This window comes from Streptomyces sp. NPDC020983 (assembly GCF_044333485.1).
GTDB lineage: Bacteria > Actinomycetota > Actinomycetes > Streptomycetales > Streptomycetaceae > Actinacidiphila.
Window position 1 is genome coordinate 100,187 of sequence record NZ_JBIRRA010000001.1, and the last position, 24,727, is coordinate 124,913.

At 72.5% G+C, this 24,727-nt stretch carries 20 protein-coding genes and 3 tRNA genes; 16 read left to right on the forward strand and 7 right to left on the reverse strand.

From position 1 onward, the window contains the following. Window positions 1-333: 333 nt before the first annotated feature. Window positions 334-3,309 (reverse strand): glycoside hydrolase family 3 C-terminal domain-containing protein, encoded by a 2,976-nt coding sequence (locus tag ACH4SE_RS00560; RefSeq protein WP_398541052.1) that lies wholly within the window; start codon window positions 3,307-3,309, stop codon window positions 334-336. Between the two features lie 542 nt (window positions 3,310-3,851). On the opposite strand from ACH4SE_RS00560, the gene ACH4SE_RS00565 reads away from it, so the two are divergent. From ACH4SE_RS00565 to ACH4SE_RS00595, 7 genes are all read left to right on the forward strand, one after another. Continuing rightward, window positions 3,852-5,549, forward strand: a complete 1,698-nt coding sequence (locus tag ACH4SE_RS00565) for an ABC transporter substrate-binding protein (protein ID WP_398541053.1) — start codon at window positions 3,852-3,854, stop codon at window positions 5,547-5,549. 13 nt (window positions 5,550-5,562) lie between these two features. Then, on the forward strand, window positions 5,563-6,615 hold the full coding sequence (locus ACH4SE_RS00570) for an ABC transporter permease (RefSeq protein WP_398541054.1): 1,053 nt from the start codon (window positions 5,563-5,565) through the stop codon (window positions 6,613-6,615). Then, entirely contained in the window at window positions 6,612-7,562 is a 951-nt protein-coding gene (locus ACH4SE_RS00575; RefSeq protein WP_398541055.1) for a carbohydrate ABC transporter permease, read from the forward strand. Before ACH4SE_RS00570 ends, ACH4SE_RS00575 begins: the two co-directional genes overlap by 4 nt. A 115-nt stretch (window positions 7,563-7,677) precedes the next feature. Beyond that, window positions 7,678-8,688 carry a LacI family DNA-binding transcriptional regulator gene (locus tag ACH4SE_RS00580; protein WP_398541056.1) on the forward strand — a complete coding sequence of 337 codons (1,011 nt, stop codon included), beginning with the start codon at window positions 7,678-7,680 and terminating at the stop codon, window positions 8,686-8,688. Window positions 8,689-8,805: 117 nt separating this feature from the next. Next, the gene (locus ACH4SE_RS00585; protein WP_398541057.1) at window positions 8,806-10,863 is read left to right on the forward strand and encodes a beta-galactosidase; all 2,058 of its coding nucleotides are present in this window, start codon (window positions 8,806-8,808) and stop codon (window positions 10,861-10,863) included. Window positions 10,864-11,042: 179 nt separating this feature from the next. After that, the gene (locus ACH4SE_RS00590; RefSeq protein ID WP_398541058.1) at window positions 11,043-11,501 is read left to right on the forward strand and encodes a hypothetical protein; all 459 of its coding nucleotides are present in this window, start codon (window positions 11,043-11,045) and stop codon (window positions 11,499-11,501) included. Window positions 11,502-11,574: 73 nt separating this feature from the next. Then, window positions 11,575-11,892 (forward strand): putative quinol monooxygenase, encoded by a 318-nt coding sequence (locus ACH4SE_RS00595; protein WP_398541059.1) that lies wholly within the window; start codon window positions 11,575-11,577, stop codon window positions 11,890-11,892. A gap of 1 nt (window position 11,893) precedes the next feature. Here the strand turns inward: ACH4SE_RS00595 and ACH4SE_RS00600 are convergent, their stop codons facing one another. Continuing rightward, entirely contained in the window at window positions 11,894-12,100 is a 207-nt protein-coding gene (locus ACH4SE_RS00600) for a hypothetical protein (RefSeq protein ID WP_398541060.1), read from the reverse strand. Window positions 12,101-12,263: 163 nt separating this feature from the next. Next, on the reverse strand, window positions 12,264-12,563 hold the full coding sequence (locus ACH4SE_RS00605) for a putative quinol monooxygenase (RefSeq protein ID WP_398541061.1): 300 nt from the start codon (window positions 12,561-12,563) through the stop codon (window positions 12,264-12,266). Between the two features lie 220 nt (window positions 12,564-12,783). On the opposite strand from ACH4SE_RS00605, the gene ACH4SE_RS00610 reads away from it, so the two are divergent. Both ACH4SE_RS00610 and ACH4SE_RS00615 read left to right on the forward strand, forming a co-directional pair. Further along, window positions 12,784-13,281: an NUDIX domain-containing protein gene (locus ACH4SE_RS00610; RefSeq protein ID WP_398541062.1), complete on the forward strand. Its 498-nt coding sequence runs from the start codon at window positions 12,784-12,786 to the stop codon at window positions 13,279-13,281. A 42-nt stretch (window positions 13,282-13,323) separates the two neighbouring features. After that, window positions 13,324-14,211, forward strand: coding sequence for an LLM class flavin-dependent oxidoreductase (locus ACH4SE_RS00615; protein WP_398541063.1), 888 nt, complete (start codon window positions 13,324-13,326; stop codon window positions 14,209-14,211). 270 nt (window positions 14,212-14,481) lie between these two features. Here ACH4SE_RS00615 and ACH4SE_RS00620 read toward each other — a convergent pair whose 3' ends face one another. Next, window positions 14,482-15,381 carry a helix-turn-helix transcriptional regulator gene (locus tag ACH4SE_RS00620; RefSeq protein ID WP_398541064.1) on the reverse strand — a complete coding sequence of 300 codons (900 nt, stop codon included), beginning with the start codon at window positions 15,379-15,381 and terminating at the stop codon, window positions 14,482-14,484. 158 nt (window positions 15,382-15,539) lie between these two features. Between ACH4SE_RS00620 and ACH4SE_RS00625 the strand changes: the two genes are divergently transcribed. Next, entirely contained in the window at window positions 15,540-16,154 is a 615-nt protein-coding gene (locus tag ACH4SE_RS00625; protein WP_398541065.1) for a YbhB/YbcL family Raf kinase inhibitor-like protein, read from the forward strand. Window positions 16,155-16,222: 68 nt separating this feature from the next. On the opposite strand, the gene ACH4SE_RS00630 is transcribed toward ACH4SE_RS00625, so the two are convergent. Next, window positions 16,223-16,684 (reverse strand): Lrp/AsnC family transcriptional regulator, encoded by a 462-nt coding sequence (locus tag ACH4SE_RS00630; protein WP_398541066.1) that lies wholly within the window; start codon window positions 16,682-16,684, stop codon window positions 16,223-16,225. Between the two features lie 94 nt (window positions 16,685-16,778). On the opposite strand from ACH4SE_RS00630, the gene ACH4SE_RS00635 reads away from it, so the two are divergent. The 4 genes from ACH4SE_RS00635 to ACH4SE_RS00650 all read left to right on the forward strand — a co-directional run bounded on the left by ACH4SE_RS00635 (window position 16,779) and on the right by ACH4SE_RS00650 (window position 18,446). Continuing rightward, on the forward strand, window positions 16,779-17,588 hold the full coding sequence (locus ACH4SE_RS00635) for an LLM class flavin-dependent oxidoreductase (RefSeq protein WP_398541067.1): 810 nt from the start codon (window positions 16,779-16,781) through the stop codon (window positions 17,586-17,588). 56 nt (window positions 17,589-17,644) lie between these two features. Then, entirely contained in the window at window positions 17,645-18,094 is a 450-nt protein-coding gene (locus ACH4SE_RS00640; protein WP_398541601.1) for a nucleoside deaminase, read from the forward strand. Window positions 18,095-18,293: 199 nt separating this feature from the next. After that, window positions 18,294-18,368 (forward strand) — tRNA-Asp (locus ACH4SE_RS00645). 4 nt (window positions 18,369-18,372) lie between these two features. Then, window positions 18,373-18,446: transfer RNA gene (locus tag ACH4SE_RS00650), tRNA-Phe, on the forward strand. A 65-nt stretch (window positions 18,447-18,511) separates the two neighbouring features. Here the strand turns inward: ACH4SE_RS00650 and ACH4SE_RS00655 are convergent. Next, complete coding sequence (locus tag ACH4SE_RS00655; RefSeq protein WP_398541068.1) at window positions 18,512-19,537, reverse strand: ABC transporter permease; 1,026 nt, start codon at window positions 19,535-19,537, stop codon at window positions 18,512-18,514. A gap of 160 nt (window positions 19,538-19,697) precedes the next feature. Here ACH4SE_RS00655 and hrpA point away from each other — a divergent pair, with 160 nt between their 5' ends. Both hrpA and ACH4SE_RS00665 read left to right on the forward strand, forming a co-directional pair. Continuing rightward, window positions 19,698-23,663, forward strand: a complete 3,966-nt coding sequence (hrpA, locus tag ACH4SE_RS00660) for an ATP-dependent RNA helicase HrpA (RefSeq protein ID WP_398541069.1) — start codon at window positions 19,698-19,700, stop codon at window positions 23,661-23,663. 68 nt (window positions 23,664-23,731) lie between these two features. Beyond that, window positions 23,732-23,806, forward strand: a tRNA-Asp gene (locus tag ACH4SE_RS00665). 500 nt (window positions 23,807-24,306) lie between these two features. On the opposite strand, the gene bldC is transcribed toward ACH4SE_RS00665, so the two are convergent. Further along, window positions 24,307-24,513 (reverse strand): developmental transcriptional regulator BldC, encoded by a 207-nt coding sequence (bldC, locus tag ACH4SE_RS00670; RefSeq protein WP_003949541.1) that lies wholly within the window; start codon window positions 24,511-24,513, stop codon window positions 24,307-24,309. Window positions 24,514-24,727 lie beyond the last annotated feature (214 nt).

Genomic DNA, 24,727 nt, shown 5'->3' on the forward strand with positions numbered 1-24,727 from the left:
CGAACTCTCCTGACGCGGTCGGAATGTCGTCCTCACCCCCCGCTTACCGGCGGGTAGTCTCCGTGCGCCAGCATCATGGCACTCCCTGTCCATGACGTGAACACGTCCTGACCAGGTGCGGTCGGTTTCCCCTCGCGCCCGGGGGATCCGGGCTCGCCCCCCGCGCGGGGGGCGAGCGTTCACGGCGGCGCGGGGCACCGCGCGGGCGACGGCCCGCCGGCCGGTGGTCCGGCACGGAGCGAGCCGCCCCCTCGGGCCGGTGACGCCCCGCGCGCGGACGGCCGGTCCCCGCGCCCCTGGGCAGGCCCGCCCGGCGGGGCGGGCTCCGAACGGTCAGCCCTCGAAGGTGAAGGCCCGCAGACGGGCCGCGCCGCGCACGGTGAGGGTCAGGTCGTGGACGCCGCCCGGCAGGGCGGGGAGGTCTGCCGAGACCGAGGTCCAGTGGTAGCGGGAGCCGGTCGAGGGGATCGCGAGGGCCGCGAGGAGCGAGCCGCCGGCGCGTACCTCCAGGGCCGCGTCGCCGGGCGCCTCGCGGGCGACCTCCGCGGAGAAGCGGCGGGCGCCGTCCAGGTCCGCGGCGCGGTAGAGGAGTTCGGCCGCTTCCCCGGCGGGGCAGACCGCGTCGCCCGCGGACCGTGTCGCGTCCACGAGCTGCACCCCCTCGTGGTCGTCGAAGTCCACCGCCGCGATCCGGCGGCCGACGACGGCGCGGGGCGCCGGTGCGGGTCCGGCGACGGTGAGCGGCGCGGCCAGCGGGAGCGAGCCCGCCGACCGCCCGGCGAGCACCTCGTACGCGCCGGGCTCGACGGTGAAGCGGCCCTCCCGTACCGACCAGTGCGCGAGTGCCTCCGCCGCGGCCAGCGGGAAGGTGAGCCGCGTGGACCCGCCCGCGGCGAGCCGGGCCTTGGCGTAGGCGGCGAGCCTGAGCCGCGGCGCCTCGTACGTCCCGGCGGCGCACGCCCGTACGTACAGCTGCACGGTCTCGACGCCCGCGCGCGTGCCGGAGTTGGTGACGGTGACGCTCGCGGTGAGGGTGCCGTCGGGGCCGACGGTGTCCGCGGACAGGCTGAGCCCGGAGAGCGTGAAGTCCGTGTAGGACAGCCCGTGCCCGAACGGGTAGAGCGGCGCGGCCCGGTGGTACTGGTACGTCCAGCCGGCCTTGATGATGTCGTAGTCGAGGCGCTCGGGCAGCGGGTCGTCCGCGCGGTACCAGGTCTGCGGGAGGCGCCCGGCGGGGTCGGCCGCGCCGAGCAGGACGGCGGCGAGGGCGTGCCCGGTCTCCTGCCCGGCGTGCGAGGTCCACAGCACCGCGGGGACGCGGGCCTCGGCCCAGTCCACGGCGTAGGGGTAGCTGCTCATGACGACGAGCACCGTCTCGGGGCGCACGGCGGCGACGGCCTTCAGCAGCCGCTCCTGCGCGGGCGGGAGGGTGATACCGGCGCGGTCCTGGGTCTCGCGGCCGTTGATGATGGGGTCGTTGCCGAGGACGACGACGGCCACGTCCGCCCGGGCCGCCGCGGCGACCGCCTGCCCGACGCCGTCCCGGACGACGGTGAGCGTGAAGTGCTCGGCGTCCTGCGCGTGTTCGGCGGTCATGGTGACCTCGCCGGTGGCCGGGTCCACGACCGCGTACCGCCCGCCGTGCACCGCGCGCAGCGCCAGCGCCCCGCCGTCGCCGGCCGGTTCGAGCCGGAAGGTCTCGTGCACGTCCCATCCCGCGGGCTGCACGCGGTCGGCGGCGAGCGAGGCGTCCGCGTCGACGAGCCCGGCGTAGCGCCCGGTGCGCACGTTCCGCAGGGTGAGCACGCCGAGGTCCCAGTCGAAGAGGTCGAAGAGCGCCGCCTCTTCGGCGGGAGCCGCCTCGTCATCGTTTCCGGCCGCCCCCACCGACAGCCGGGCGTCCGCGCCGAAGGCGCCGAGCAGACCGCCCGTCGAGGCGGACCGCAGCACGACACGGTCGACGCCCTCGACCGCCTCGGTGCTGCCGCCGACCGCCTCGACGGCCTCGCGCAGTCCGTCCGCGGCCGTCACCCGGTACGGCATCGTGCCGCTGTACCAGTCCTCGAAGAGGCTGTCCGCGAGCGGCCCGACGACGGCGACGCGCCGGCCCTCCGCGGCCAGCGGCAGCAGCGCGCCCGCGTCCCCCTCGGCCGCGGCGTTCTTGAGCAGCACGACCGCCTCCGTGGCCGCCCGCAGGGCGAGCGCCCGGTGCTCGGCGGAGTCGACGACCTCCCAGGGCGTGTCCGCGTACGGGCCGCCGTCCGGGTCGAACTCGCCGAGCCGGAAGCGGATCGACAGCTGCCGGCGCACGGCGCGGTCGACGTCTGACGCGGTGAGCAGCCCGCGGTCGAGGGCCTCGGTGATGCGGGCGACGGTCACGGAGGAGTCGTCGGCGTGGTCGGTGAAGCTGTCGATGCCCGCGAGCAGCGCGGCGGCGTGCGAGACGGCGTGGTCGTCGAAGTAGTGCTCGTCCTCGACGAGGTTGGAGGGCGCCTCGGCGTCGCTGACGACGTACAGTTCCCGCCCCGTCGGCTCGGCCCATCGCCGCAGCTCGTTCTCCAGCAGCGGAGTGACGTGGCAGGGGCGGCCGTTGACCAGGTTGTACGCGGCCATCACGCCGGTCGCCGACCCTTCGGCGACCGGCTGCCGGAAGGCCGCGAGGTCGTACTCGTGCAGCACGCGCGGGCGCACGCCGGAGGAGGTGGTGGTGCGGCCGTCCTCGTTGTTGTAGGCGAGGAAGTGCTTGAGGACGGGCGCGGTGCGCAGCCGCTGCGGGTCGTCGCCGGCCAGGCCGCGGCAGAAGGCGTGGCCGAGCCGCGCGGACAGCAGCGGGTCCTCGGAGTAGCCCTCCTCGTTGCGGCCCCAGCGCGGGTCGCGCAGCAGGTTCACGACGGGCGCCCAGGCCTGGAGGCTGGTGCGGCCCTCGCCGATGGAGGGGGCGCGGTGGTGGTGGTAGGCGCGCAGCTCGGTGCCGGTCGCGGTGGCGACCGCGTGCAGCAGCTCGTCGTCCCAGGTGGCGCCGAGGCCGACGGCCTGCGGGAAGACGGTCGCGGGGCCGAGCCAGCCGACGCCGTGGAGCGCCTCGGTGCCGGTCCGGAAGGCGCCGACGCCCAGCCGCGGGACGCCGGGGGCGTACTGGTGCAGCATCGCGACGCGCTCGCCGGGGGTGAGCCGGCCGAGCAGGTCGTCGACGCGCTCGCCGATCGGCAGCGACGGGTCGCGGAAGGGCAGTTGCCGCACAGCGGGGTCCACGGGCGGGTCCGCGGGCGGCTCGGCGGGCAGCTCGGCGGGCACGGAGACGGTACTCACAGCGGAAAACCCCTTGAGAAGTGCGGCGTTGGGCCGCGTCTGGAGGAGGAGAGGGCAGGCCGTACGTAAGCGGTGCGGGTGCCGTCGGCGGGCCGGGCAGCACGTGGACGGCGGGGGGAAGGAGCCCGCGGGTGCGCGGTCCAGGGCGGCTCCGGGACGGGCGGGCCACCGGGCGTCGCGGACGCGCCCGGCGGCACGCGGACACACACCCGAGGTGAAACGCTTCGACGCTGACATGCGGGTCGGTGCCGTGTCAACCATGTCACCGCGAATGATCACGAGGGGCCGGGAAAGCCGTTACTGTGCCCGGTTCACCGGCCCTGACCAGTGCCAATTGTCCTGACGTGGATGAAGAGCCGAACGCAGAAAAGTTTTTGCGCAACCACTTGTCGAACGTGTATGCCGTCGTTACTCTCACCGCAACGTCGAAGCGCTTCGATTGATGCGGACGGCATCCCCTCTCGCTGCGACGCCCAGGATTTCTCCCACCTGCCTTGCACGACGCTCGTCACGGAACCTCTCAGGCGAAGGGCCGCCCCATCATGAGCATCGAGTTGAACCGCAGATCCTTTGTGAACGGCGCGGTCGCCGTCGCCGGAACCGCCGCACTCTCCCCGCTGCTGGCCGCGTGCGGCGGCGGCGGCAAGAACAGCGAGACCAAGCGCAAGGGCGGCACGAACACCAAGAAGGGCGCCGCCGCGGCCCTCCCGGCGTACGTGCCGAGCAACGCCGTCCAGGCCGACATCCCCTCGGTGACCGGCGCCGCCGGGGCCGTCACCGACCCCGGCTTCCTCAAGTACCCGGCCAGCCCCACGAAGTCGGTCGCCGAGGTGCCCGGCGCGGGCGGCTCGTACACCACGCTGACGCCGCTGTGGGGCACCATCCCGTCGGCGAGCAACTCCTTCTACAAGGCCATGAACAAGGCGCTCGGCGCCACCCTCACCATGAAGCCGGCCAACGGCGTCACGTACGACACCACGATCACGACGCTCACCGCCGCCAGCAAGCTGCCGGACTGGGTGCAGCTGCCGGGCTGGTGGAACTCCAACTTCAAGGTCGGCGAGCTGTGCGGCACCCAGCTCGCGGACCTCACCCCCTACCTCGCCGGCGACAAGGTCAAGAAGTACCCCAACCTCGCGGCGCTGCCGACCGGCGCGTGGACGGCCGGCATGTGGCAGGACAAGCTCTACGGCATACCGAGCTTCTCCACCGGCTTCGGCCTGCCCGGCCAGTACTACTACCGGGCGGACATCTTCGAGGCCAAGGGCATCAACCCCGACGACGTGAAGTCGGCGGACGACTTCATGGCCCTCGGCAAGGAGCTCACCCACGCCAAGAGCAACGTGTGGGCGTTCGACGACGTGTGGCAGTACATGTTCCAGATCTTCGACTTCTCGTGGAAGTTCACCGTCACCGACGGCAAGCTGGTGCACAAGTACGAGCAGCCGGAGCTGCTGGAGGCCCTCAACTGGTGCTACAAGCTCGCCAAGTCGGGCTACATGCACCCGGACGCGCTGGCCGGCAACAACAACGACGCCAAGACCCGCTTCTACGCGGGCAAGGCCCTCATCAACGGTGACGGCACCGGCGCCTGGAACGAGGGCGACGCGCAGGCGGGCGTCGCGGCGAACAAGACCTACCGCCGGGGCTCCTTCAAGCCCTTCTCGGCGGACGGCACCAAGGCACCGCGGCTCTTCCTCAGCCCCTCGGCGGGCGAGTTCAGCTACCTCAACATCAAGCTCAAGCCGGCGCAGATCGAGGAGTGCCTGCGGATCGCCAACTACCTGGCGGCGCCGTACGGCACGCTGGAGTACCAGCTGGTGAACTTCGGCGTCGAGGGCACCGACTTCACGAAGGGCGCCAACGGCCCGACACCCACCAAGTCGGGTCTCGCCAACGTCCAGGCGCAGACGTACCCCTTCCTGGCCACCGGCGTGAACGTCATCAACAACCCTGACTTCCCGCAGGTCACCAAGGACCGCTGCGCGTGGAACGCCGAGGCGGCCAAGTACGCCTACAAGCCGGTGTTCTGGAACATGAACATCACCGTGCCGCAGCGCTACGCCACCGCGGACGCCGGGCAGGCCGTCGAGGACACCATCAAGGACGTCTACCACGGCATCAAGCCGGTCTCGGCCTTCCAGGACGCCGTCAGCACCTGGAAGGGCAGCGGCGGCGGCGACGCGATGGTCGCCTGGTACCAGTCGAACGTCCTCGACAAGCTCGGCACGGGCCAGTAAGGGGAGTCGGACCATGGCCTCGACCGTCGCCGACCAGGGCGAGGACGAACAGCAGCACCCGGGCGACGGTCCCGAGGGCGGCGGCGCCGGGAAGCCCTCCCGGCGCGCCGCCCGGCGGCAGGCCCGGCAGGCCCTCGCGGCCCTGCCCGACCAGAACCGGCTGACCTGGCGCATCCGGCTGCGCCGCGACAAGTCGCTGATCCTGATGACGCTGCCGGCGATCGCGCTGCTGCTCGTCTTCAACTACCTGCCGCTGTTCGGCACCATCACCGCCTTCCAGTACTACGACCCGCTGGACGGCATCCGGAACAGCGAGTGGGTGGGGCTCTACCAGTTCCGCCAGCTCTTCGGCGACCCGCTGTTCTGGCACGCGCTGGAGAACACCCTCTACATCAGCGCCGTGCAGCTCGTGCTGTTCTTCCCGATCCCGATCCTGCTGGCGCTGCTGCTCAACTCCGTCCTCAACTCCCGCCTGCGCTCGGTCATCCAGGCCATCACCTTCCTGCCGCACTTCTACTCGTGGGTGCTGGTCGTCACGCTCTTCCAGCAGATGCTGGGCGGCGCCGGCCTGCTCAACCACTTCCTGCGCCAGCACGACCTGGGCACGTGGGACGTGATGACCAACCCCCACACGTTCTCGCTGCTGGTGACCTCGCAGGTGGTGTGGAAGGACGCGGGCTGGGGCATCATCGTCTTCCTCGCGGCGCTGTCGGCCATCGACCAGAACCTGTACGAGGCCGCCGCGTCCGACGGCGCGGGCCGCTGGCGGCGGATGTGGCACATCACGCTGCCCGGCATGCGCAGCGTCATCGTGCTGATGCTCGTCCTGCGGCTCGGCAACACGCTGTCGGTCGGCTTCGAGCAGCTGCTCGTCCAGCGCTTCGCCGTGGGCCACGACGCGGCCGACGTCCTCGACACCTTCTCCTTCTACTACGGCATCGGGACCCAGAACTACAGCTACGGCGCTGCCGCGGGCATCTTCAAGAGCGTCATCTCGCTGCTGCTGATCTGGGGCGCCAACAAGCTGGCCCACCGCTTCGGCGAGGACGGACTGTACCGGAAATGACGACTCTCACCGCACCCCCCGCGCGGGTGCCCGCCCGCCGGCGCAACCCGAACCGCCCCGCCTGGGAGGAGGCCCCGTCCGCGGCCGGCCAGGGCGCCAAGGGCCTCACCCTCGGCGCCGTGGTGCTGCTCATCCTGCTGCCGCTCTACTGCGTGATCCTCACCAGCTTCTCCACGCCCGGTGCGATCAACCGGGCGGGCGGCCTGGTCATCGTGCCGGACGGCCTCACGTTCGACGCCTACACCACGATGCTCAGCGACGGCACGGTACGCCGGTCGCTGTTCGTGACGCTGGGCATCACCGTCGTCGGCACCGCGATCTCGATGGCCGTGTCGATCCTGTGCGCCTACGGCCTGTCCCGCGCGCGCTCGCTCGGCCACCGCTTCCTGCTGCTGCTGCTCGTCGTCACCATGTTCGTCAACGGCGGCCTGATCCCGACCTTCCTGGTCATCAACGGCCTCGGCGGGCTCGGCCAGTACTGGTCGCTGATCCTGCCGAGCGCGGTGAGCGTCTTCAACATCCTGGTGCTGCGCAGCTTCTACTCCAACACCGCCGGCGAGCTCATCGACGCGGCGCGGATGGACGGCGCGAACGAGTGGCGCATCCTGTGGTCGGTCGTGCTGCCCACCTCGCGCGCCGTCACCGCCGTGATCTCCCTCTTCTACGCGGTCGGCTACTGGAACACCTTCTTCAACGCCATGCTGTACATGCCGGCCGACAACCAGAAGTGGCCGCTGCAGATGGTCCTCTACGAGTACGTCAACCGGGGTATGAACATGCCAGGTCAGGTGAACAGCGGCTTCGGTGTCGCCGGCCACTCGCAGACGGCCCCGCTGTCCCTCCAGATGGCGGTGGTGGTCCTCACTCTGCTCCCCATCACCATCGTCTTCCCGTTCATGCAGAAGCACTTCGCCAAGGGCATGCTCACCGGCGCGATCAAGGGCTGACGCCGCCCACCCCAGACAGGGCCGGTCCCGCGCGCCCATCCCCCGCTGCGTGACGGGACCGGCCCCCGGGCGACACCATGGACAACCAGCGGCACGACACGAAGGGTCCACCAGCATGGTGACTTTGGCCGAGGTGGCCAAGCACGCGGGCGTCTCCGCGAGCACCGTCAGCTACGTCCTCAGCGGCAAGCGCTCCATCTCGACCCCGACCAGGGCGCGGGTGGAGAAGGCGATCAGCGACCTGGGGTACCACCCCAACGCGGGTGCCCGGGCGCTGGCCGGCAAGCGCTCGCACATCATCGCCCTGGTCGTCCCGCTGCGCACCGACGTCTACGTGCCGGTCATGATGGAGATAGCGATCTCCGTGACCGTCGCGGCCCGCAGCTTCGGCTACGACGTGCTGCTGATCACCAACGACGAGGGTCCCGAGGGGCTGCGCCGGGTCGCCGCGAGCGGGCTCGCGGACGGGGTGATCCTGATGGACGTCGAACTCGACGACGCACGCATCCCCGTGCTGCGCGAGACCGGCACGCACGCCGCGCTCATCGGACTGCCCGCCGACACCACCGGACTGGCGTGCGTGGACCACGACTTCGCGGGGGCGGGCGCGCTGTGCGCCGAGCACCTCGCCGACCTCGGGCACCAGGACATCGCCTTCATCGGCTACGCCCCGGCCGTCTACCAGCGGCATGCCGGCTACGCCGAGCGCACCCTCAGCGGCTTCCGCGAGCGCGCCGCCGAGCGCGGTCTGCGGGTGCTGCACCGCCCCTGCGAGGGCAGTTACGAATCCACCGCGGGCGCGCTGTCCCGTATCCTCGCCGACCGCCCCGACACCACGGGCTTCGTGGTGCAGAACGAGGGCGCCATCGGCCCGCTGCTGAGTCTGCTGCGCACCAGCGGCCGGGTCGTGCCGGAGGACGCGTCGGTGGTGGCGCTGTGCCCCGAGCCGCTGGCCGAGCAGTACTCGCCGCGGCTGACCGCCGTGACCGGCCCCGCGCACGAACTCGGACGCCAGGCGGTGCAGTTGGTGATGAACCGGCTGGAGGACCGGGCCACCGCCGAGGTCAGCCTGCTGACGCCGGTGCTCACCGCGCGCGAGAGCACGGGCCCCGCACCGTTGCGCTGATCCCTTCCCGCCCGCCTCCTCCCGCCCCCGATGGACTCCGTCCCCGAAAGGCTCCGCCATGCCCACCTGCCGTCCGCCCGGCGCCGAACCGCACGCCGCCGTGAGGGAGCCGAGGCCGTGAAGCGCGGCAAGGACAGCACGGCGGAAAGCCCCGTGACCGGCCTCGTGCGCCGGCTCGGCGGGCGGCTCGCCTTCGGCGGCGACTACAACCCCGAGCAGTGGGACGAGGCCGTGTGGAAGGAGGACGACCTCCTGATGCGCTGGGCGCACGTCAACCTCGTCACCGTCGGGGTCTTCTCCTGGGCGCTGCTCGAACCCGAGGAGGGCCGCTACGACTTCGGGTGGCTCGACGCCCACCTCGACCGGCTGCACGCCGGGGGCGTCGCCGTCGACCTCGCCACCCCGACCGCGTCGCCCCCGCCGTGGTTCACCCTCGCGCACCCCGACGCGATGCCCGTCACCGCCGAGGGCGTACGCCTCACGCACGGCAGCCGGGACACGTACTGCCTGGCCGCGCCCGCCTACCGGCAGGCCTGCGTGCGCATCGCGACGGCGCTCGCGCAGCGGTACGGCGACCACCCGGCCGTCGCCATGTGGCACGTCCACAACGAATACGCCACCGTCTGCCACTGCGACCACGCCGCTGCCGCCTTCCGGGTCTGGCTGCGCGCCCGGCACGGCACCCTGGACGCCCTCAACGACGCCTGGGGCACGGCCTTCTGGAGCCAGCGCTACGGCTCCTGGGAGCAGATCGAGCCGCCGCGCGCCACCCAGTGGCACCGCAACCCCGCACTCGCCCTGGACTACCGCCGGTTCTGGTCCGACCTCGCCCTCGACGCCTACCGCGAGCAGCGCGACGCGATCCGTGCGCACACCCCGGCCGACCGCCCCGTCACCACCAACCTCATGCTGCCCGGCTACCAGGTCCTGGACCTGTGGGCGTTCGGCCGCGAGGTCGACGTCGTCGGCATCGACCACTACCCGGCGGCTCCCGGTGTCGACGCCGCCGCCGACACCGCCTTCGGCGCGGACCGCGCCCGCTCCTTCGGCGGCGGCAGGCCGTGGCTGCTGATCGAGCAGGGCGCCAACACCGTCTACACCGAGGGCCGCACGCTGCCGAAGGAGCCCGGCGACCTGCTGCGGCACACCCTGGCGCACATCGCCCGCGGTTCGGAGGGCGCGCTCTTCTTCCAGTGGCGCCAGTCCCGCGCGGGGGCGGAGATCTGGCACTCCGCGATGGTCCCGCACGCCGGGCCCGACTCCCGTGTCTTCCGCGAGGTCACCGACGCGGGCGCGGTGGTGTCCCGGCTCGGCGAGCTGGCCGGCTCCGTCGTACGGCCGCGCGCCGCCGTGCTGCACGACTCCGACTGCTGGTGGGCGCTCGACGGCCAGGGCCTTCCGTCGGCAGCCCTCGACTACCACCGCGAACTGCGCCGCGCGCACCGCGCGTTGTGGGACGCCGGGGTCACCGCGGACCTGGCGCACCCCGACGACCCGGACCTCGGGCGCTACCCCCTCCTCGTCGCCCCCGCGCTGTTCCTGCTCTCCGACGCGGCCGCCGAGCGCCTGCGGGCGTACGTCCACGGCGGCGGCACACTGCTCGTCCAGCACTTCGCGGGCGTCGTCGACGAGCGCCACCACGCGCGCCTGGGCGGCTACCCGGCCGAGCCGCTGCGCGTCGCACTGGGCGTACGGGTCGAGGAGTACCGCCCGCTCGCCGCGGACGCCGTGGCCGTCCTCTCCGACGGCTCGCACGGCACCGAGTGGAGCGAGCTGCTGCGCCTCACCGACCCCGCCGAGGCCGTCGCCCGCTACACCGAGGGGGCACTGGCGGGCGAGCCCGCCCTGACCCGCCACGCGTACGGCGCCGGCACCGCCTGGTACGCCTCCACCCGCCTCGACGACCCCTCGTACGCGGCCCTCACCGCCCGTCTGCTCAGCGAGTCCGGCGTGCGGCCCGAGGCCCCCGTCCCCCCGGGTGTCGAGGCCGTCCGCCGCCACTCCCCGGCCGGCGACCGCAGCTGGCTCTTCCTGGTCAACCACACCGCCGCCCCCGCCACCGTCGCCGCCGCGGGCCACGACCTCCTGACCGCCCGCACCATCCCCCCCGCCGGCCTCACCCTCCCCCCGGGCGGCACCGCGGTCCTCCGCCAGGACGCTCCCGGGTCCTCCTGACCGGCCGGCGCACCGCCCCGCCCCACGCCGGGGCGGTGCGCCGGCCCCTCCGCGGGGGCGCTTCCCGGGACCGCGGGCACCCGCCCACTTCTTCTCCGCCTGACGCGTTCGCGCCCCGGCGGGCAGCCGCTTCGGCCATACTGTCCCCCGAAATCTCGGGGGACACGGGGGGATTCATCATGCGCGCAGTGCCCGCGGCCATCGCCGCCCTGCTCATCACCACGGCCGGCCTGACCGCATGCGGCGGCGGTTCCAGCGGTTCCGGCGGCAAGAGCAAGACCGCCGACCAGGTCCAGGTCTGTGTGGACGCCACCCTCGACGCCGACCGCTACGTCATCGACATCCGCTCCAACCTCCAGCTGGCCCGCCCGCTCAACAGCAGGAGCGGGCCCTTCGACGACCCCATGCAGGCCACGTACATCGCACAGGTCCACGCCGACGCCAATCAATGGCGCCTGCACACGGAGGAGTTGGAGGCGAAGGACATCACCCCCGAGCTCCGCAAGGCCATGGACACCCTGATCGCCGCCCTCAAGCCCCTCGAAGACCAGACCGAGAGCAGCCTCTTCGGGCCCCCGACCCCCGACAGCACGATGGAGGTCTACCAGGCGCAGCTGAAGAGCCAGCTCTGCAACTAGGCCGGGCGAGGACGCCGTACCGCGGCCGTGCGCGGGAAGGCCGTCGTCGCGGGGCTGCGGCTACGCTGAGCGCATGGACGATCATGTGCTGCTCGTCGCCGAGATGGTGTGCAGACCCGAGGACGCGGACGAGTTCGGCCGGCTGCTGGAGGACTTCGGGGCCGCGTGCCGCGCGGAGGACGGGTGCCTGTCGTTCGAGGTGCTGCGGTCCGGGGGCACGCCGGGGCGGTTCGTGAGCATCGAGCGCTACACGGACGGGGCGGCCTTCGCGGCGCACCGGGCGTCGGAGCACTTCCGGGAGGTCGGGCTCGGACGCGTCATGCCGCTCACCACCGCCCGGGAGGTGCGGATGTACGTGCCCGCGGGGGACGTCACGCCCGCGGCGGGCTGAGTCAGGGGGCGTCGGAGCCGGAGGGGTCCGGCACCGTGTTCACCGGCGGGGTGCAGCGGCGGATCGGGCCGTCGTAGTGGCAGCCCGCGGGGGTCTTGTGGTCGCGCGTGGCGTAGATCGCGACACCGAAGGCGACGAGGGTCACCGCCACGAGGACCGCGATCCACCCGCCCGACAGATTGCCGCGCCCTCTGCCCGTTCCCGCCATGGCACTGTCCCCGTCCCCCGTTTGCCGCTCCGGCAGTCGGCCAGAGCCTAGTGGTCTGCGTCGTGCAGGCCGACCGGGAGAAGCGGATCAGGAGGGACCGCAGCCTGCCCGCACCTGGTCTCCGGCGCGTCGGGCAGGACGACGTGGCGGCACGCCGTCGCGGTCAGATACCGAGACCGCCTGCGACGCGCGTCTCCTGACGAGTGAACTCACCTGTCAGCAGCGGCATCACCTTGCTGATGGAAGCCTTCACCTCGGGCAACTGCAACGACGCGGCCTGGTGCTCCTTGCTCTCCCACACCTCGCTCACCCACACGGTGTCTTCGTCGGTGGCCGATTCGGTCACGATGTAGAGATGGCATCCCGCTGTGCGCAGAGCGTGAGCGCCGGCGACCAGTACGGCGACCACCTCCGCGCGGTGACCAGGTTTGACCTTCATCGAACCGATGTAGCCGTAGTGCATGTCACTCCTCTTGGGTCACGAACGAGACGCGCGCAGGAGAATACCGGACACGTGTTCGAAAGTGCAGCAGTGCCGCGGATCCCCCCGCTCCTCGGGCGAACCACGGCCCACCCCGTGGACGCCAATCTACGACCGATTTCTGACCAGCCACCAGGCACGACACCGGCTCCGGCGTCAACCCCCGAAGGACTTCCGGAGCCGACCACCTAAGGTGCGGGGCATGGTGGTGCAGGGAGCACAGAACACAACAGGGCCCATCCCACGCGGTGTTGCCGTCGTCGTACGGGACGGCAGGGTGCTGCTCATCAAGCGGTACCTGCGGCGGGAGCGCGCCGGCGACTGCGCCATGTGCGCGGGCACGGGAGCGGAGGGCCCCGAGTGCCGGGGCCACCGCTACGCCGTGCTGCCCGGCGGGCACGTGGAGGACGGGGAGAGCCACGAGGACGCCGCCGTACGGGAGTTGGCGGAGGAGACGACCCTGCGCGGCCGGGCGGCGGAGCTGCTGTGGACGGGGCTGCACAACGGGCGGCCCGCCTCGTACTACCTCATGGCGGACGTCACCGGCACGCCCGTCCTGTCCGGGCCCGAGGCCGAGGAGGACTGCGCGGAGAACCGCTTCGAGCTGCGCTGGGCCGGGCCGGACGACCTCGACGCGCTCGGCCTGCACCCCGCCGACGTGCGCGAACCCCTCGCCCGGCTGCTGCGCGAAGGGCGCTGAAAGGCGTTGATCACGGGCGCGCGCCCGACGTAGGTTCCGTGCATGACGAACGTACGCCTCGGCGTGATGTACGACCGCGACTGGGATCCGGCCGGGCTCGCCGGCTTCGCGCGGCAGGCGGAGGAGACCGGGCTCGACGACCTGTGGGTCGTGGAGGATTTGGGCTGGAACGGCGGCGTCTCCGCCGCCGCGATCGCGCTCGGCGCGACGACGCGGCTGCGGGTCGGCATCGGGATCGCGCCCGCGCCGCTGCGCAGCCCCGCGCTGCTGGCGATGGAACTGGCCACGCTGGAGCGGGCGTTTCCGGGGCGGCTGGTCGCCGGGATCGGGCACGGCGCCTCCAACTGGATGGCCCAGGTGGGCGTCGCCCCGCGGTCGCCGCTGGCGATGCTGGAGGAGACGATCACGGCCGTGCGGGCGCTGCTGCGCGGTGAGAAGGTGGAGCTGGACGGGCGCGAGGTGCGGCTCGACGGGGTGCGGCTGGTGCACCCGCCGCACAAGGTGCCGCCGATCGTCGCCGGAGTGGTGCAGCCGCGCTCGCTGGAGCTGGCCGGGCGCGTCGCGGACGGCACGCTGCTCGCCGAGGGCCATGGCCCGGACGACGTCCGCACCGCGCGGGAGCTGGCCCGCAAGGGCGGCGCCGGGGACGGCTTCGGCGTCGTCGCCTACGCGGCGGGCGCGGTGGACGACGACCCGGGCCGGGCGGCCGGCGCGCTGCGGGAGTTCCTGGCGGGCCAGGGCTCCTGGCTGGGCAAGACGGCGGACGAGCTCTTCAGCGTCTCCGGTACGGCCGCGCAGGCCGCCGCGCGGGTGGACGAGCTGGTGGCGGCGGGCGCGGAAACCGTCGTCCTGCGCGTCTTCGGCCCCGAGCCGCTGCGCCAGATGGCCGCGCTGCTCGCGGCCCGGGCGAAGGCCGCACCCACCGGCTGACCCACCCGCCCCGCCACCGCCCGCCGCCGCCGCACCCACCGACCGACTCACCCGTCACGTCACCGCGTGCTGCACCCGCACCCACCGGCCGACCCACCCGCAGCGCCGCCGCCCGCTTGGCGCCCCAGCGGCCCGGCCGCCCGGCGGATCGGCGGATCGGCGGATCGGCGGACCAGCAGCCCGGCCGCCCGGCGGACCGGCGGACCGGCGCCCCAGCCGCCCAGCCGCCTGGCCGCCCGGCGCTCCCGCGGGTCGGCTTCCCGTCGTGCCCTACGCCCCGATCGCCCGCACGTTGGGCGCCCCGTGCAGCTCCCCGCGGTCCGACAGCAGGCGGCGCAGGCCGCGTTCGGTGGCCGGGTCGGCCGGGGTGAGGGCGACGAGGAACTGCTCGGAGCCGTCGCAGGTGGCCAGGACGTCGTAGCGGACCGTCAGGTCACCGGCCGCCGTGTGCCGCAGGCGCTTCGTGCCGTGGCTGCGGGTACGGACGGTGTGGTCGTCCCACCACGTGGCGAAGTCCGGGCTCACCGAGCGCAGTTCGGCCACCAGCGCCCGCAGCCGCGGGTCGTCGGGGTGGCGGGCGGACTGGGCCCGCAGGTTGCCCACCGTCTCGCGGGCCACGCGCTTCCAGTCGAGCTGGGCGGCGCGCAGCCGCGAGTCCGGCGCGAAGAGCAGCCGCGCGGTGTTCGCGGCCCCGCCCGTGCCGAAGTCCTCGCCGAAGAGGGCGGATGCGGCGGCGTTCCACGCCAGGACGTCCATCCGGAAGTCGACGACGTAGGCGGGCCACAGCGGCATGCCGTCCAGCAGCACGCGCAGCGAGTCGGCGACGGGGACGGGTGCGTACGCGATCGGCGGCGCCTCCCCGCGCGCGACCAGGTGCAGGTGCTGGTGTTCGCTGGGCGAGAGCCGCAGGGCTTCGGCCACCGCGTCCAGCACGGCGGTGCCGGGCAGGCCCACCCGCCCCTGCTCCAGCCGGATGTACCAGTCGATGCTGACGGCGGCGAGCTGGGCGACCTCCTGCCGTCGCAGCCCGGGGGTGCGGCGGCGTCCCGTGTCGGGCAGGCCGGCCTCCTGCGGGGTGAGCCGGGCGCGCATCGCCCGCAGGAATTCCGCCAGTTCGGGGCGCCGCGGCCCGCCGCCCCGCCCCCGCCCGCTCTGCGCCGTGACACTCATGCCGCCCATGGTCCGCGGTGCCGCCCGCGCCCGTCCACCGGGAAACGCGCGGGAGCCTGGCACTGCGGATGCCAGGTTCCGCACGGCCTTCCCCGCCCATCGCGCGCCGCCCGATCGTGGAGGCACACCCGAGGAACACGACGTCACCGGAGGACGCCATGAGGACCACCGCCCGCACCGCCACCGCCGTCGCGGCGGCCACCGTCGCCGTCGCCGCGGCCGGCGCCGTCACCGCCCACGGCAGCACCCCGCGGCAGCCGGCGTACGGCCACCAGCAGATCCGCTCGGGTATCCCGCAGGGCGCCGCGCGCTTCGGTGTCAGCAGCCCCGACGTGCGGGACCACGGCACCTTCCCCGCCGACGCCTGGGCGAACGCCTTCGGCTGTGCGGGCGGCAACCGGCAGGTCCGGCTGTCCTGGCAGGGCGCGCCCGCCACCACCCGCAGCTACGCCGTCACGATGTACGACCCGGACGCGCCGTCCGGTGCGGGCTTCTGGCACTGGGAGACGTGGGACATCCCGGCGTCCGCCCGCGCCCTGGGCGCGACCCCGCCCGCGGGCAGCGTCGTCGGCACCAACGACGCCGGGGCGAAGGGCTATCTGGGACCGTGCCCGCCGGCCGGGGACATCACGCACCATTACCGGATCACGGTCTACGCGCTGGACGTCCCGAGCCTGGGCCTGCCCGCCGGGACGCCCGCGAGCGTCACGACGTTCACGATGTCGGGCCACGTCGTGGGCCACGCGGACATGACGGTGACCGCCCGCCGGTGACACCCCCGGGGCGTGTCCGGCACATCCCGTCTGCCCGGCGGCGCCGGGCGCGCCTTAGCGGGCGCGCCTTAGCGGGCGGGCCGCGCCGGCCCGCGGAAGGGCAGCGTCTGCCGGTAGACGACGCTCGTGGAGGTGCTGCCGAATCCGGCCAGCTCGTCCACGAGCGTCTCCAGGTGCTCCATCGACGTCGCCGCGACCTTGAGCGTGTAGCAGTCGTCTCCCGTGGTGCGCAGGCACTCCAGGATCTCCCGGCGGTCGGCGAGGAGCCGGTGCAGCAACTGGTGGCGGTTGCCCGGGTACTTCAGCCGCACGACGGCGAGCACCGGATAGCCGGCCTTCGCCAGGTCGACCGCCGCGTGGTAGCCGGTGACGACGCCGAGCGCTTCGAGCCTGCGCACCCGCTCGGTGGTGGCCGACGCGCTCAGCCCCACCCGCCGCCCCAGTTCGCTGAGCGGGACGCGGGCCTCCTGCTGCAGCTGCCCGATGATCGCCCAGTCGACGTCGTCGAGTTCATCGGGATTCACGGCCATACGGTGATCCTACCGGGAGATTCACCACAACAGGCCCGCAGGACGGGGAGAAGTCCCTTCATCGCGGCGCATCCGCCCGGATAGCCTCGGCTTCATGCAACTAGGCGTCAACGTCCCGAACTTCGGACCGGGCACCGACCCGGGTGTCCTGCGCGAGTGGGCGGAGCGGATCGAGGGGCTCGGCTACGACCTGCTCATGATGTCCGACCACGTGACCGTCACCCCGGACGTCGCGGAGCGCTACCCCGAGCCGTTCTACGACCCCTTCACCACGCTCGCGTGGCTGGCCGGCCTCACCCGCACCGTACGGCTGGGCACCACCGTGACCGTGCTCCCCTACCGCCACCCGCTGCTGGTCGCCCGCATGGCCGGGGGGCTGCAACGGCTGAGCGGCGGACGGTTCGTGCTGGGCGTCGGGGCGGGCTGGTCCGCCCAGGAGTTCGCCGCCCTCGGGGTGCCCTTCGCCGACCGCGGCCGCCTCACCGACGAGCACCTCGCCGCCCTGCACGACGCACGGCCCGGCGGGGAGACGCCCGTACCGCTGTGGGTCGGCGGCAGCAGCCGGGCGGCGGTCCGGCGAGCGGTCCGGCACGGCGACGCCTGGCATCCGCTGCGCGTCACCCTGCCCTGGCTGCGCGCCGCCCTCGCCGCGCACCCCGGCCTGCCCGCGCTCGCACCCCGTATCGCCTTCGACGTCACCGCCGCGCCCGCCACCGGCCCCGACCGCCCCGCCGGTGTCGGCACGCTGGAGCAGATAGCCGGCGACCTCGCCGAGCTGGAGCGCCTCGGCGCCTCCGCCGTCGTCCTCGACCCCTACCAGGGGGACCCGCAGCAGACCCGCACACCAGAACCGGCCTGGCAGGCCCTCGCCGACCTCGCCGCCCTACGGAGGACCACCCCATGACCGACCCCTCGTCCGCCCAGGACCCCGGCACCGGCTCCGATCCCGGCACCGGCACCGTGCTCACGCCCGCCGACGAGGCCCTGCTGCGGCGGGCCATCGCGATCGCCGCCCGCGCCGTCGAGATCGGCGACGCGCCCTTCGGCTCACTGCTGGCCGGCCCGGACGGCACCGTGCTCGTCGAGGAGCACAACACCGTGCGGCGGGACGACGACATCACCGCCCACCCGGAGCTGAAGCTCGCCCGCTGGGCCGCCCGCGAGCTGGACGCGGAGGAGGCCGGCCGCACCACGATGTACACCAGCTGCCAGCCCTGCTCGATGTGCGCGGGCGCCATCATGCGCTCGGGGCTCGGGCGGGTGGTGTACGCGCTGTCCACCGGCCAGCTCGTCACGCTGAACCCGGAGTCGGGGGCCTGGCCGACCGTCCCGCTGGGCGGGCCCGCCCTCTACGACGAGGCCCGGGGGCCCGTCGAGGCGTACTACGGCGGCGCCGGCGCCACGGGGTGATCACGGGTTTCGGGACGCCCTCGCAGGTCTGATACGCTGATCCAGCGACAACGGCCTGCGGGCGGTGCCCGGCCGGTCACGGAGGGCAAGGCTCTCGGGAGTCGCGGAAAACCAGTGCGAGAGCATGGCATCTGATGTGTCAGACTTGTTCCGCACACAAGCAGTACGAAGCAGTGCAAGCAGTAGAGCAGTACAGCAAGGTCCTGTGGAGCAGTTTGGAGTGCTCGCCACCCTGTCAAGGTGGAGGCCGCGGGTTCAAATCCCGTCAGGACCGCTGCGGCTGGGTAGCTCAGTTGGTACGAGCGACCGCCTGAAAAGCGGTAGGTCGCCGGTTCGACCCCGGCCCCAGCCACCGCACGGTGGAGGCCCCGTTCCCGCAAGGGACGGGGCCTCCACCGTTTTCGCGTTTCTGCGGCCTCAGCGCCCGCCCGGATGCCGGTGCCGCCACACGACGAAGACCGCGGTCGACACCGCGGCCCAGCCCGCGAGCACCAGGAACGGGAACGCGTGCTGGTGCCCCCCGAAGTAGACGGCGGTGTGCTGCGCGTTCACCGAGCCGCCCGGCGGCAGCCACTGCCCGATCCGCCCCAGCAGCGAGGGCAGCAGCGGCCACGACACCGCGCCGCCCGAGGACGGGTTGCCCAGCAGCACCATCAGGCCCCAGGTCGGGAGCATCGCCCACCGCCCGACGAGCGTGTTGAACATCGTGAAGACCATGCCCGACGTGAACATCGTGAACGCCAGGATCGCCCATGACTCCGCGAAGGGCAGTCGCAGCGCGCCCAGTCCCCAGTCCACGACCGCGGCGATCGCGAAGCCGCCGAGCATCGCGTAGGCGACGATGAAGGCGATCCGCTCCGCGGGGTTCAGGGCGCGGGCGTGCACGCTCAGCTGGATGGCGCCGACGAAGCCGAGGATCACGGCGGCCAGCGAGATGTAGAAGATCGCGAGCCCGCGCGGGTCGCCCTTCTGCAGCGGGTTGATGTCGCTGACGGTCACCGGCACGCCGATCGCGCCGCCCACCGCGGGCGCGGTCTGCGCGAGCAGTTCGGCGACGCTCGCGCCGGACGCCGAGGACACGTACAGCCGCGGTGCGCCCATCGCCTCCCCCACCTCGGCCCGGCCCGGCTCCCGCAGGATGGCGAAGACCCGCTGCTCCTCGACCGCGTCCTCCGCCTGCGCGAAGGTGTCGTAGTGGTGGAGCTTCAGCGACGCCCCGAGCGCCTTCTCCATCCCGGCCACGAACTCCGCCCGTTTGACCTGCGAGGTCGGGATGCCGGTGACGGCCGTCGGGATGAACCGCGGGGTGGGGTTCGCCATGGCGTAGGTGTACGAGCCGGCGAACAGGCCGGCCGCCGCGGCGATCAGGACGACCAGCACGCAGGCGGGCCAGAAGGGTGACTGCCGCAGCTGCCTCCACCCCGCCGCCGCCCTCGCCCTCATACGGTGCACGCTAGCCAGGGCCCGCGGCCCGCGCCCCTGCTGTTACTCCCGCCGGGCGACGCCCCCCGCGCACCGCGTCGCGCGGGCGGGAGCCCGTGCCCGCCGGGCCGGTGAAATGGGTTCGCCCCGGGCCCACCGCAGGTGCGAGCATGGGGCGCGTATGTCTACTTACGCGACCCACGACCTGGCCCGCCGCCTCGCGGGGCTCACTCTGCGCGACGAGCAGCGGCTCGGACGGCGGCTGGAAGGCGTCCGGCGGATCAGGAAGGCCGAGGCGCGCGACGCCGTGCTCGCCGAGATCGACCGGGAGGTCGACCGCGGGGAGCAGCGTATAGCGGCCCGCAGGGCGAATGTGCCGGAGATCACGTATCCGGCGGCGCTCCCGGTGAGCCAGAAGAAGGACGAGATCCTGGAGGCGATCCGCGACCACCAGGTGGTGATCGTCGCGGGCGAGACGGGATCGGGCAAGACGACGCAGATCCCCAAGATCTGCCTGGAGCTGGGCCGCGGGGTGCGCGGCCTGATCGGGCACACGCAGCCGCGCCGGATCGCGGCCCGCACGGTCGCCGAGCGCGTGGCCGAGGAGCTGCGGACGCCGCTGGGCGAGGCGGTCGGCTGGAAGGTCCGCTTCACCGACCAGGTCGGCGACCGGACCCTGGTCAAGCTGATGACGGACGGCATCATGCTCGCGGAGATCCAGACGGACCGCGAGCTGCGCGCGTACGACACGATCATCATCGACGAGGCGCACGAGCGCAGCCTCAACATCGACTTCATCCTGGGCTACCTGGCGCAGCTGCTGCCGCGCCGGCCGGACCTGAAGGTCGTCATCACGTCGGCGACGATCGACCCGGAGCGCTTCTCGCGGCACTTCGGCAACGCCCCGATCGTCGAGGTCAGCGGCCGGACGTATCCCGTGGAGGTGCGGTACCGCCCGCTGCTCGAAGAAGGCGGCGAGGACGCGGACCGGGACCAGGTCACGGCGATCTGCGACGCGGTGGACGAGCTCCAGGCGGAGGGGCCGGGCGACATCCTGGTCTTCCTGTCGGGCGAGCGGGAGATCCGCGACACGGCGGACGCGCTCGGCAAGAAGAACCTGCGGAACACCGAGGTGCTGCCGCTGTACGCGCGGCTGTCGTCGGCGGAGCAGCACCGCGTCTTCCAGCAGCACGCGGGGCGCCGGGTGGTGCTGGCCACGAACGTCGCGGAGACCTCGCTGACCGTCCCCGGCATCCGGTACGTGATCGACCCGGGCACGGCCCGCATCTCGCGCTACAGCCACCGCACCAAGGTGCAGCGGCTGCCCATCGAGCCGATCAGCCAGGCGAGCGCCAACCAGCGCAAGGGGCGCTGCGGCCGTACGTCGGACGGCATCTGCATCCGGCTGTACGACGAGGAGGACTTCCTCTCCCGGCCGGAGTACACGGACGCCGAGATCCTGCGGACGAACCTGGCCTCCGTCATCCTCCAGATGACCGCGGCCGGACTCGGCGACATCGCCCGCTTCCCCTTCATCGACCCGCCGGACAGCCGCAACATCAAGGACGGCATCCAGCTGCTGGAGGAGCTGGGCGCGCTGGACGCCGCCCAGAAGGACCCGCGCAAGCGGCTCACCGAGACCGGGCGCAAGCTCGCGCAGCTGCCCGTGGACCCGCGGCTGGCCCGTATGGTGCTGGAGGCGGAGGGCAACGGCTGCGTGCGCGAGGTGATGGTGATCGCGGCCGCGCTGTCGATCCAGGACCCGCGCGAGCGGCCCGCGGACAAGCAGCAGCAGGCCGACCAGAACCACGCCCGCTTCCGCGACGAGGGCAGCGACTTCCTGTCCTTCCTGCACCTGTGGACGTACGTCCGCGGCCGACAGCGCGAGCTGTCGTCCTCGGCCTTCCGCCGGATGTGCCGCAGCGAGTTCCTGAACTACCTGCGGATCCGTGAGTGGCAGGACATCTACAGCCAGTTGAAGCAGGTCGCGAAGTCCATGGGGATCACCGTGACCGAGCCGCGGTCGGACGACGACGCGGCCGATCCGGTACGCGTCCACCAGTCGCTGCTGGCGGGCCTGCTGTCGCACATCGGGCTGAAGAACGCCGGGGTGGAGGGCGGGAAGGAGACAGCGGGGAAGAACGAGTACCTGGGCGCCCGCAGTGCGAAGTTCGCGGTCTTCCCCGGTTCGGCGCTGTTCAAGAAACCGCCGCGGTGGATCATGTCGGCGGAGCTGGTGGAGACGTCCCGGCTGTGGGCGCGGGTCAACGCGAAGATCGAGCCGGAGTGGGTCGAACCGCTCGCCCAGCACCTGGTCAGGCGCAGCTACAGCGAGCCGCACTGGGAGAAGGACCAGGCGGCGGTGATGGCGTACGAGAAGGTGACGCTGTACGGCGTCCCGCTCGTCGCGCAGCGCAAGGTCAACTACGGGCGCATCGACCCCGAGGTGTCCCGCGAGCTGTTCATCCGCAGTGCCCTGGTCGAGGGCGACTGGCGCACCCACCACCAGTTCTTCCACGACAACCGCAAGCTGCTCGGCGAGGTCGAGGAGCTCGAACACCGCGCCCGGCGCCGCGACATCCTCGTGGACGACGAGACGCTCTACGACTTCTACGACGCCCGCATCCCCGAACACGTCGTGTCCGGCGCGCACTTCGACTCCTGGTGGAAGCACCGGCGGCGCGACGAGCCGGAACTGCTGACGTTCGAGCACTCGATGCTGATCAACGAGAACGCGGAGGCGGTCACCAAGGCCGACTACCCGGACTCGTGGCGGCAGGGCACGCTCAAGTTCCGCGTCACGTACCAGTTCGAGCCGGGCGCGGACGCCGACGGCGTGACCGTCCACATCCCGCTCCAGGTGCTCAACCAGGCCGTCCCGGACGGCTTCGACTGGCAGATCCCGGGCCTGCGCGAACAGGTCGTCACCGAGCTGATCCGCTCGCTGCCCAAGCCCGTCCGGCGGCACTACGTGCCCGCGCCGAACTACGCGAAGGCCTTCCTCGAACGCGCGGTGGCCGGACCCGACCCCCTGCCGTCGGTGCTGGCACGGGAGCTGCAGAAGATGGTCGGAGTACCCGTGACCGCCGAGGACTTCGACCTCGCCAGGGTGCCGGACCACCTCAAGATCACCTTCCGGGTCGTCGACGAGCGGCGCCGCACGGTCGCCGAGGACAAGGACCTGGAGGCGCTGAAGCTGCGCCTGAAGCCGAAGACGCGCGCGGCCATCACCAAGGCCTTCGAGCGTGCCTCGGACCCGGCGCTGGCCACCGTGGAGCAGCGCACGGGCCTGAAGGACTGGACGCTCGGCGCGCTCCCGCGCACGTTCGAGACCCGGCGGGCCGGCCAGCCGGTCAAGGCGTATCCGGCGCTCGTCGACGAGGGCGCCTCGGTCGCGGTGAAGCTCTTCGACACCGAACCGGAGCAGGCCGCGGCGATGTGGCGCGGCACCCGCCGGCTGATCCTGCTGGGCGTGCCCGTCAACCCGGCGAAGTTCGTCGCCGACCAGCTGTCCAACCAGCAGAAGCTGGCCCTGTCCCGCAACCCGCACGGCAGCGTCCAGGCCCTCTTCGAGGACTGCGCCACGGCCGCCGCCGACCGCCTGATCGCCGACCACGGCGGCCCGGCGTGGGACGAGGCGGGCTACCGCAAGCTCTACGACGCCGTCCGCGCGGATCTGGTCGAGCTGACCGTCCGCACGGTCCGCCAGGTGCAGCAGGTGCTGGCCGCCTGGCACTCCTGCGAGCGCCGTCTGAAGGACACCACGAGCCCCGCGCTCCTCGCCAACACCGCGGACGTACGCGAGCAGCTGGCCGCCCTCATCCGCCCCGGCTTCGTGACCGAGGCGGGCCTCAGGCGCCTCCCGGACGTCATGCGCTACCTGGTCGCCGCGGACCGCCGCCTCCAGCAGATGCCGACGGGCGCCCAGCGCGACGCCACCCGCATGGAGAAGGTCCGCGAGATCCAGGCCGAGTACGCCGAGCTGCTGGCCGCCCAGCCCGCCGGCCGCCCCGTCCCGGCGTCCGTCCGCGACATCCGCTGGATGATCGAGGAGCTGCGCGTGAGCTACTTCGCCCACGCGCTGGGCACGGCCTTCCCCGTCTCCGACAAGCGCGTCTTCAAGGCCCTGGACGCCGCCTGGGGCTGACCGCGGCCCTTCTCGTGATCGGGTTCGACCGCACCCCCTGACCTGCTGTAGAGTCTGTCCCGCAGCGAGGTCCTGTGGAGCAGTTTGGAGTGCTCGCCACCCTGTCAAGGTGGAGGCCGCGGGTTCAAATCCCGTCAGGACCGCACACGTTCGACCCGGAGACCCGGTTCCGCAAGGAGCCGGGTCTTTTTGTGTGCCTCCGTCCTGCACACACCCCTCCCGGCGCGGGAGTTCACTACCGCACCGCGGACAAGATCCACAAGCCCGCGGCATGTGACGGGAGTCACGGGAAATCGTTCCGGAATCACGGAACCCGACGCCCTCCGGAAGGGCGTCGATTTAATATGTGCAATGGCACCTCGTCCGGGACGTCGTGCCAAGGCACGAAAGAGGGCAAGAACACGGCACAAAAACGGATCGCACCGGACCCGGCGGAGTCCGATGCGATCACGGTGAAGCTGTGGTGCTGCTGTGGTTCTGCTGTCCTGCTGCTGCGGATCCGGCGGGATCCGCGTCATACGAAGCAACTGCCGAAGCACTGCTGACGGAGCCGGTGGAGCAGGTCCCTCCGGGTGCCTGATGGGGGGCAGGCGATCCGCCGGGACCGGGCGCCGACAAGGGGGACGGCGTCCAAAAGTGCCGGTCAGGCCTCGCTGCGCTGCTGCGGGATGCCCGCGAGCAGCGCACGTACCTCCGCCTCGCGGTAGCGGCGGTGGCCGCCCAGCGTGCGGATGGACGTGAGCTTGCCTGCCTTGGCCCAGCGCGTGACCGTCTTGGGGTCGACGCGGAACATGGTCGCGACCTCGGCAGGGGTGAGCAACGGCTCGGCATCAGGGGTGCGAGCGGTCATGAGCGGCCTCCTTGAGAGAACCGAACCAGCGCGGTTCTTTCCTCTGAATTCTGCACCTTGACCCGCGTTGCCCGAAATGGCAGGCGCGGGCCGAGTCGGTAATAGGACGAACGGCTTGTCCTCGGCACTACAACTACACCATCCGTCCAGCCGCGTCGGCCAAACCGATGGATTTGCCCTCTCAGGTGTTCAAGCTCGGCGGAAGCCGATGGAC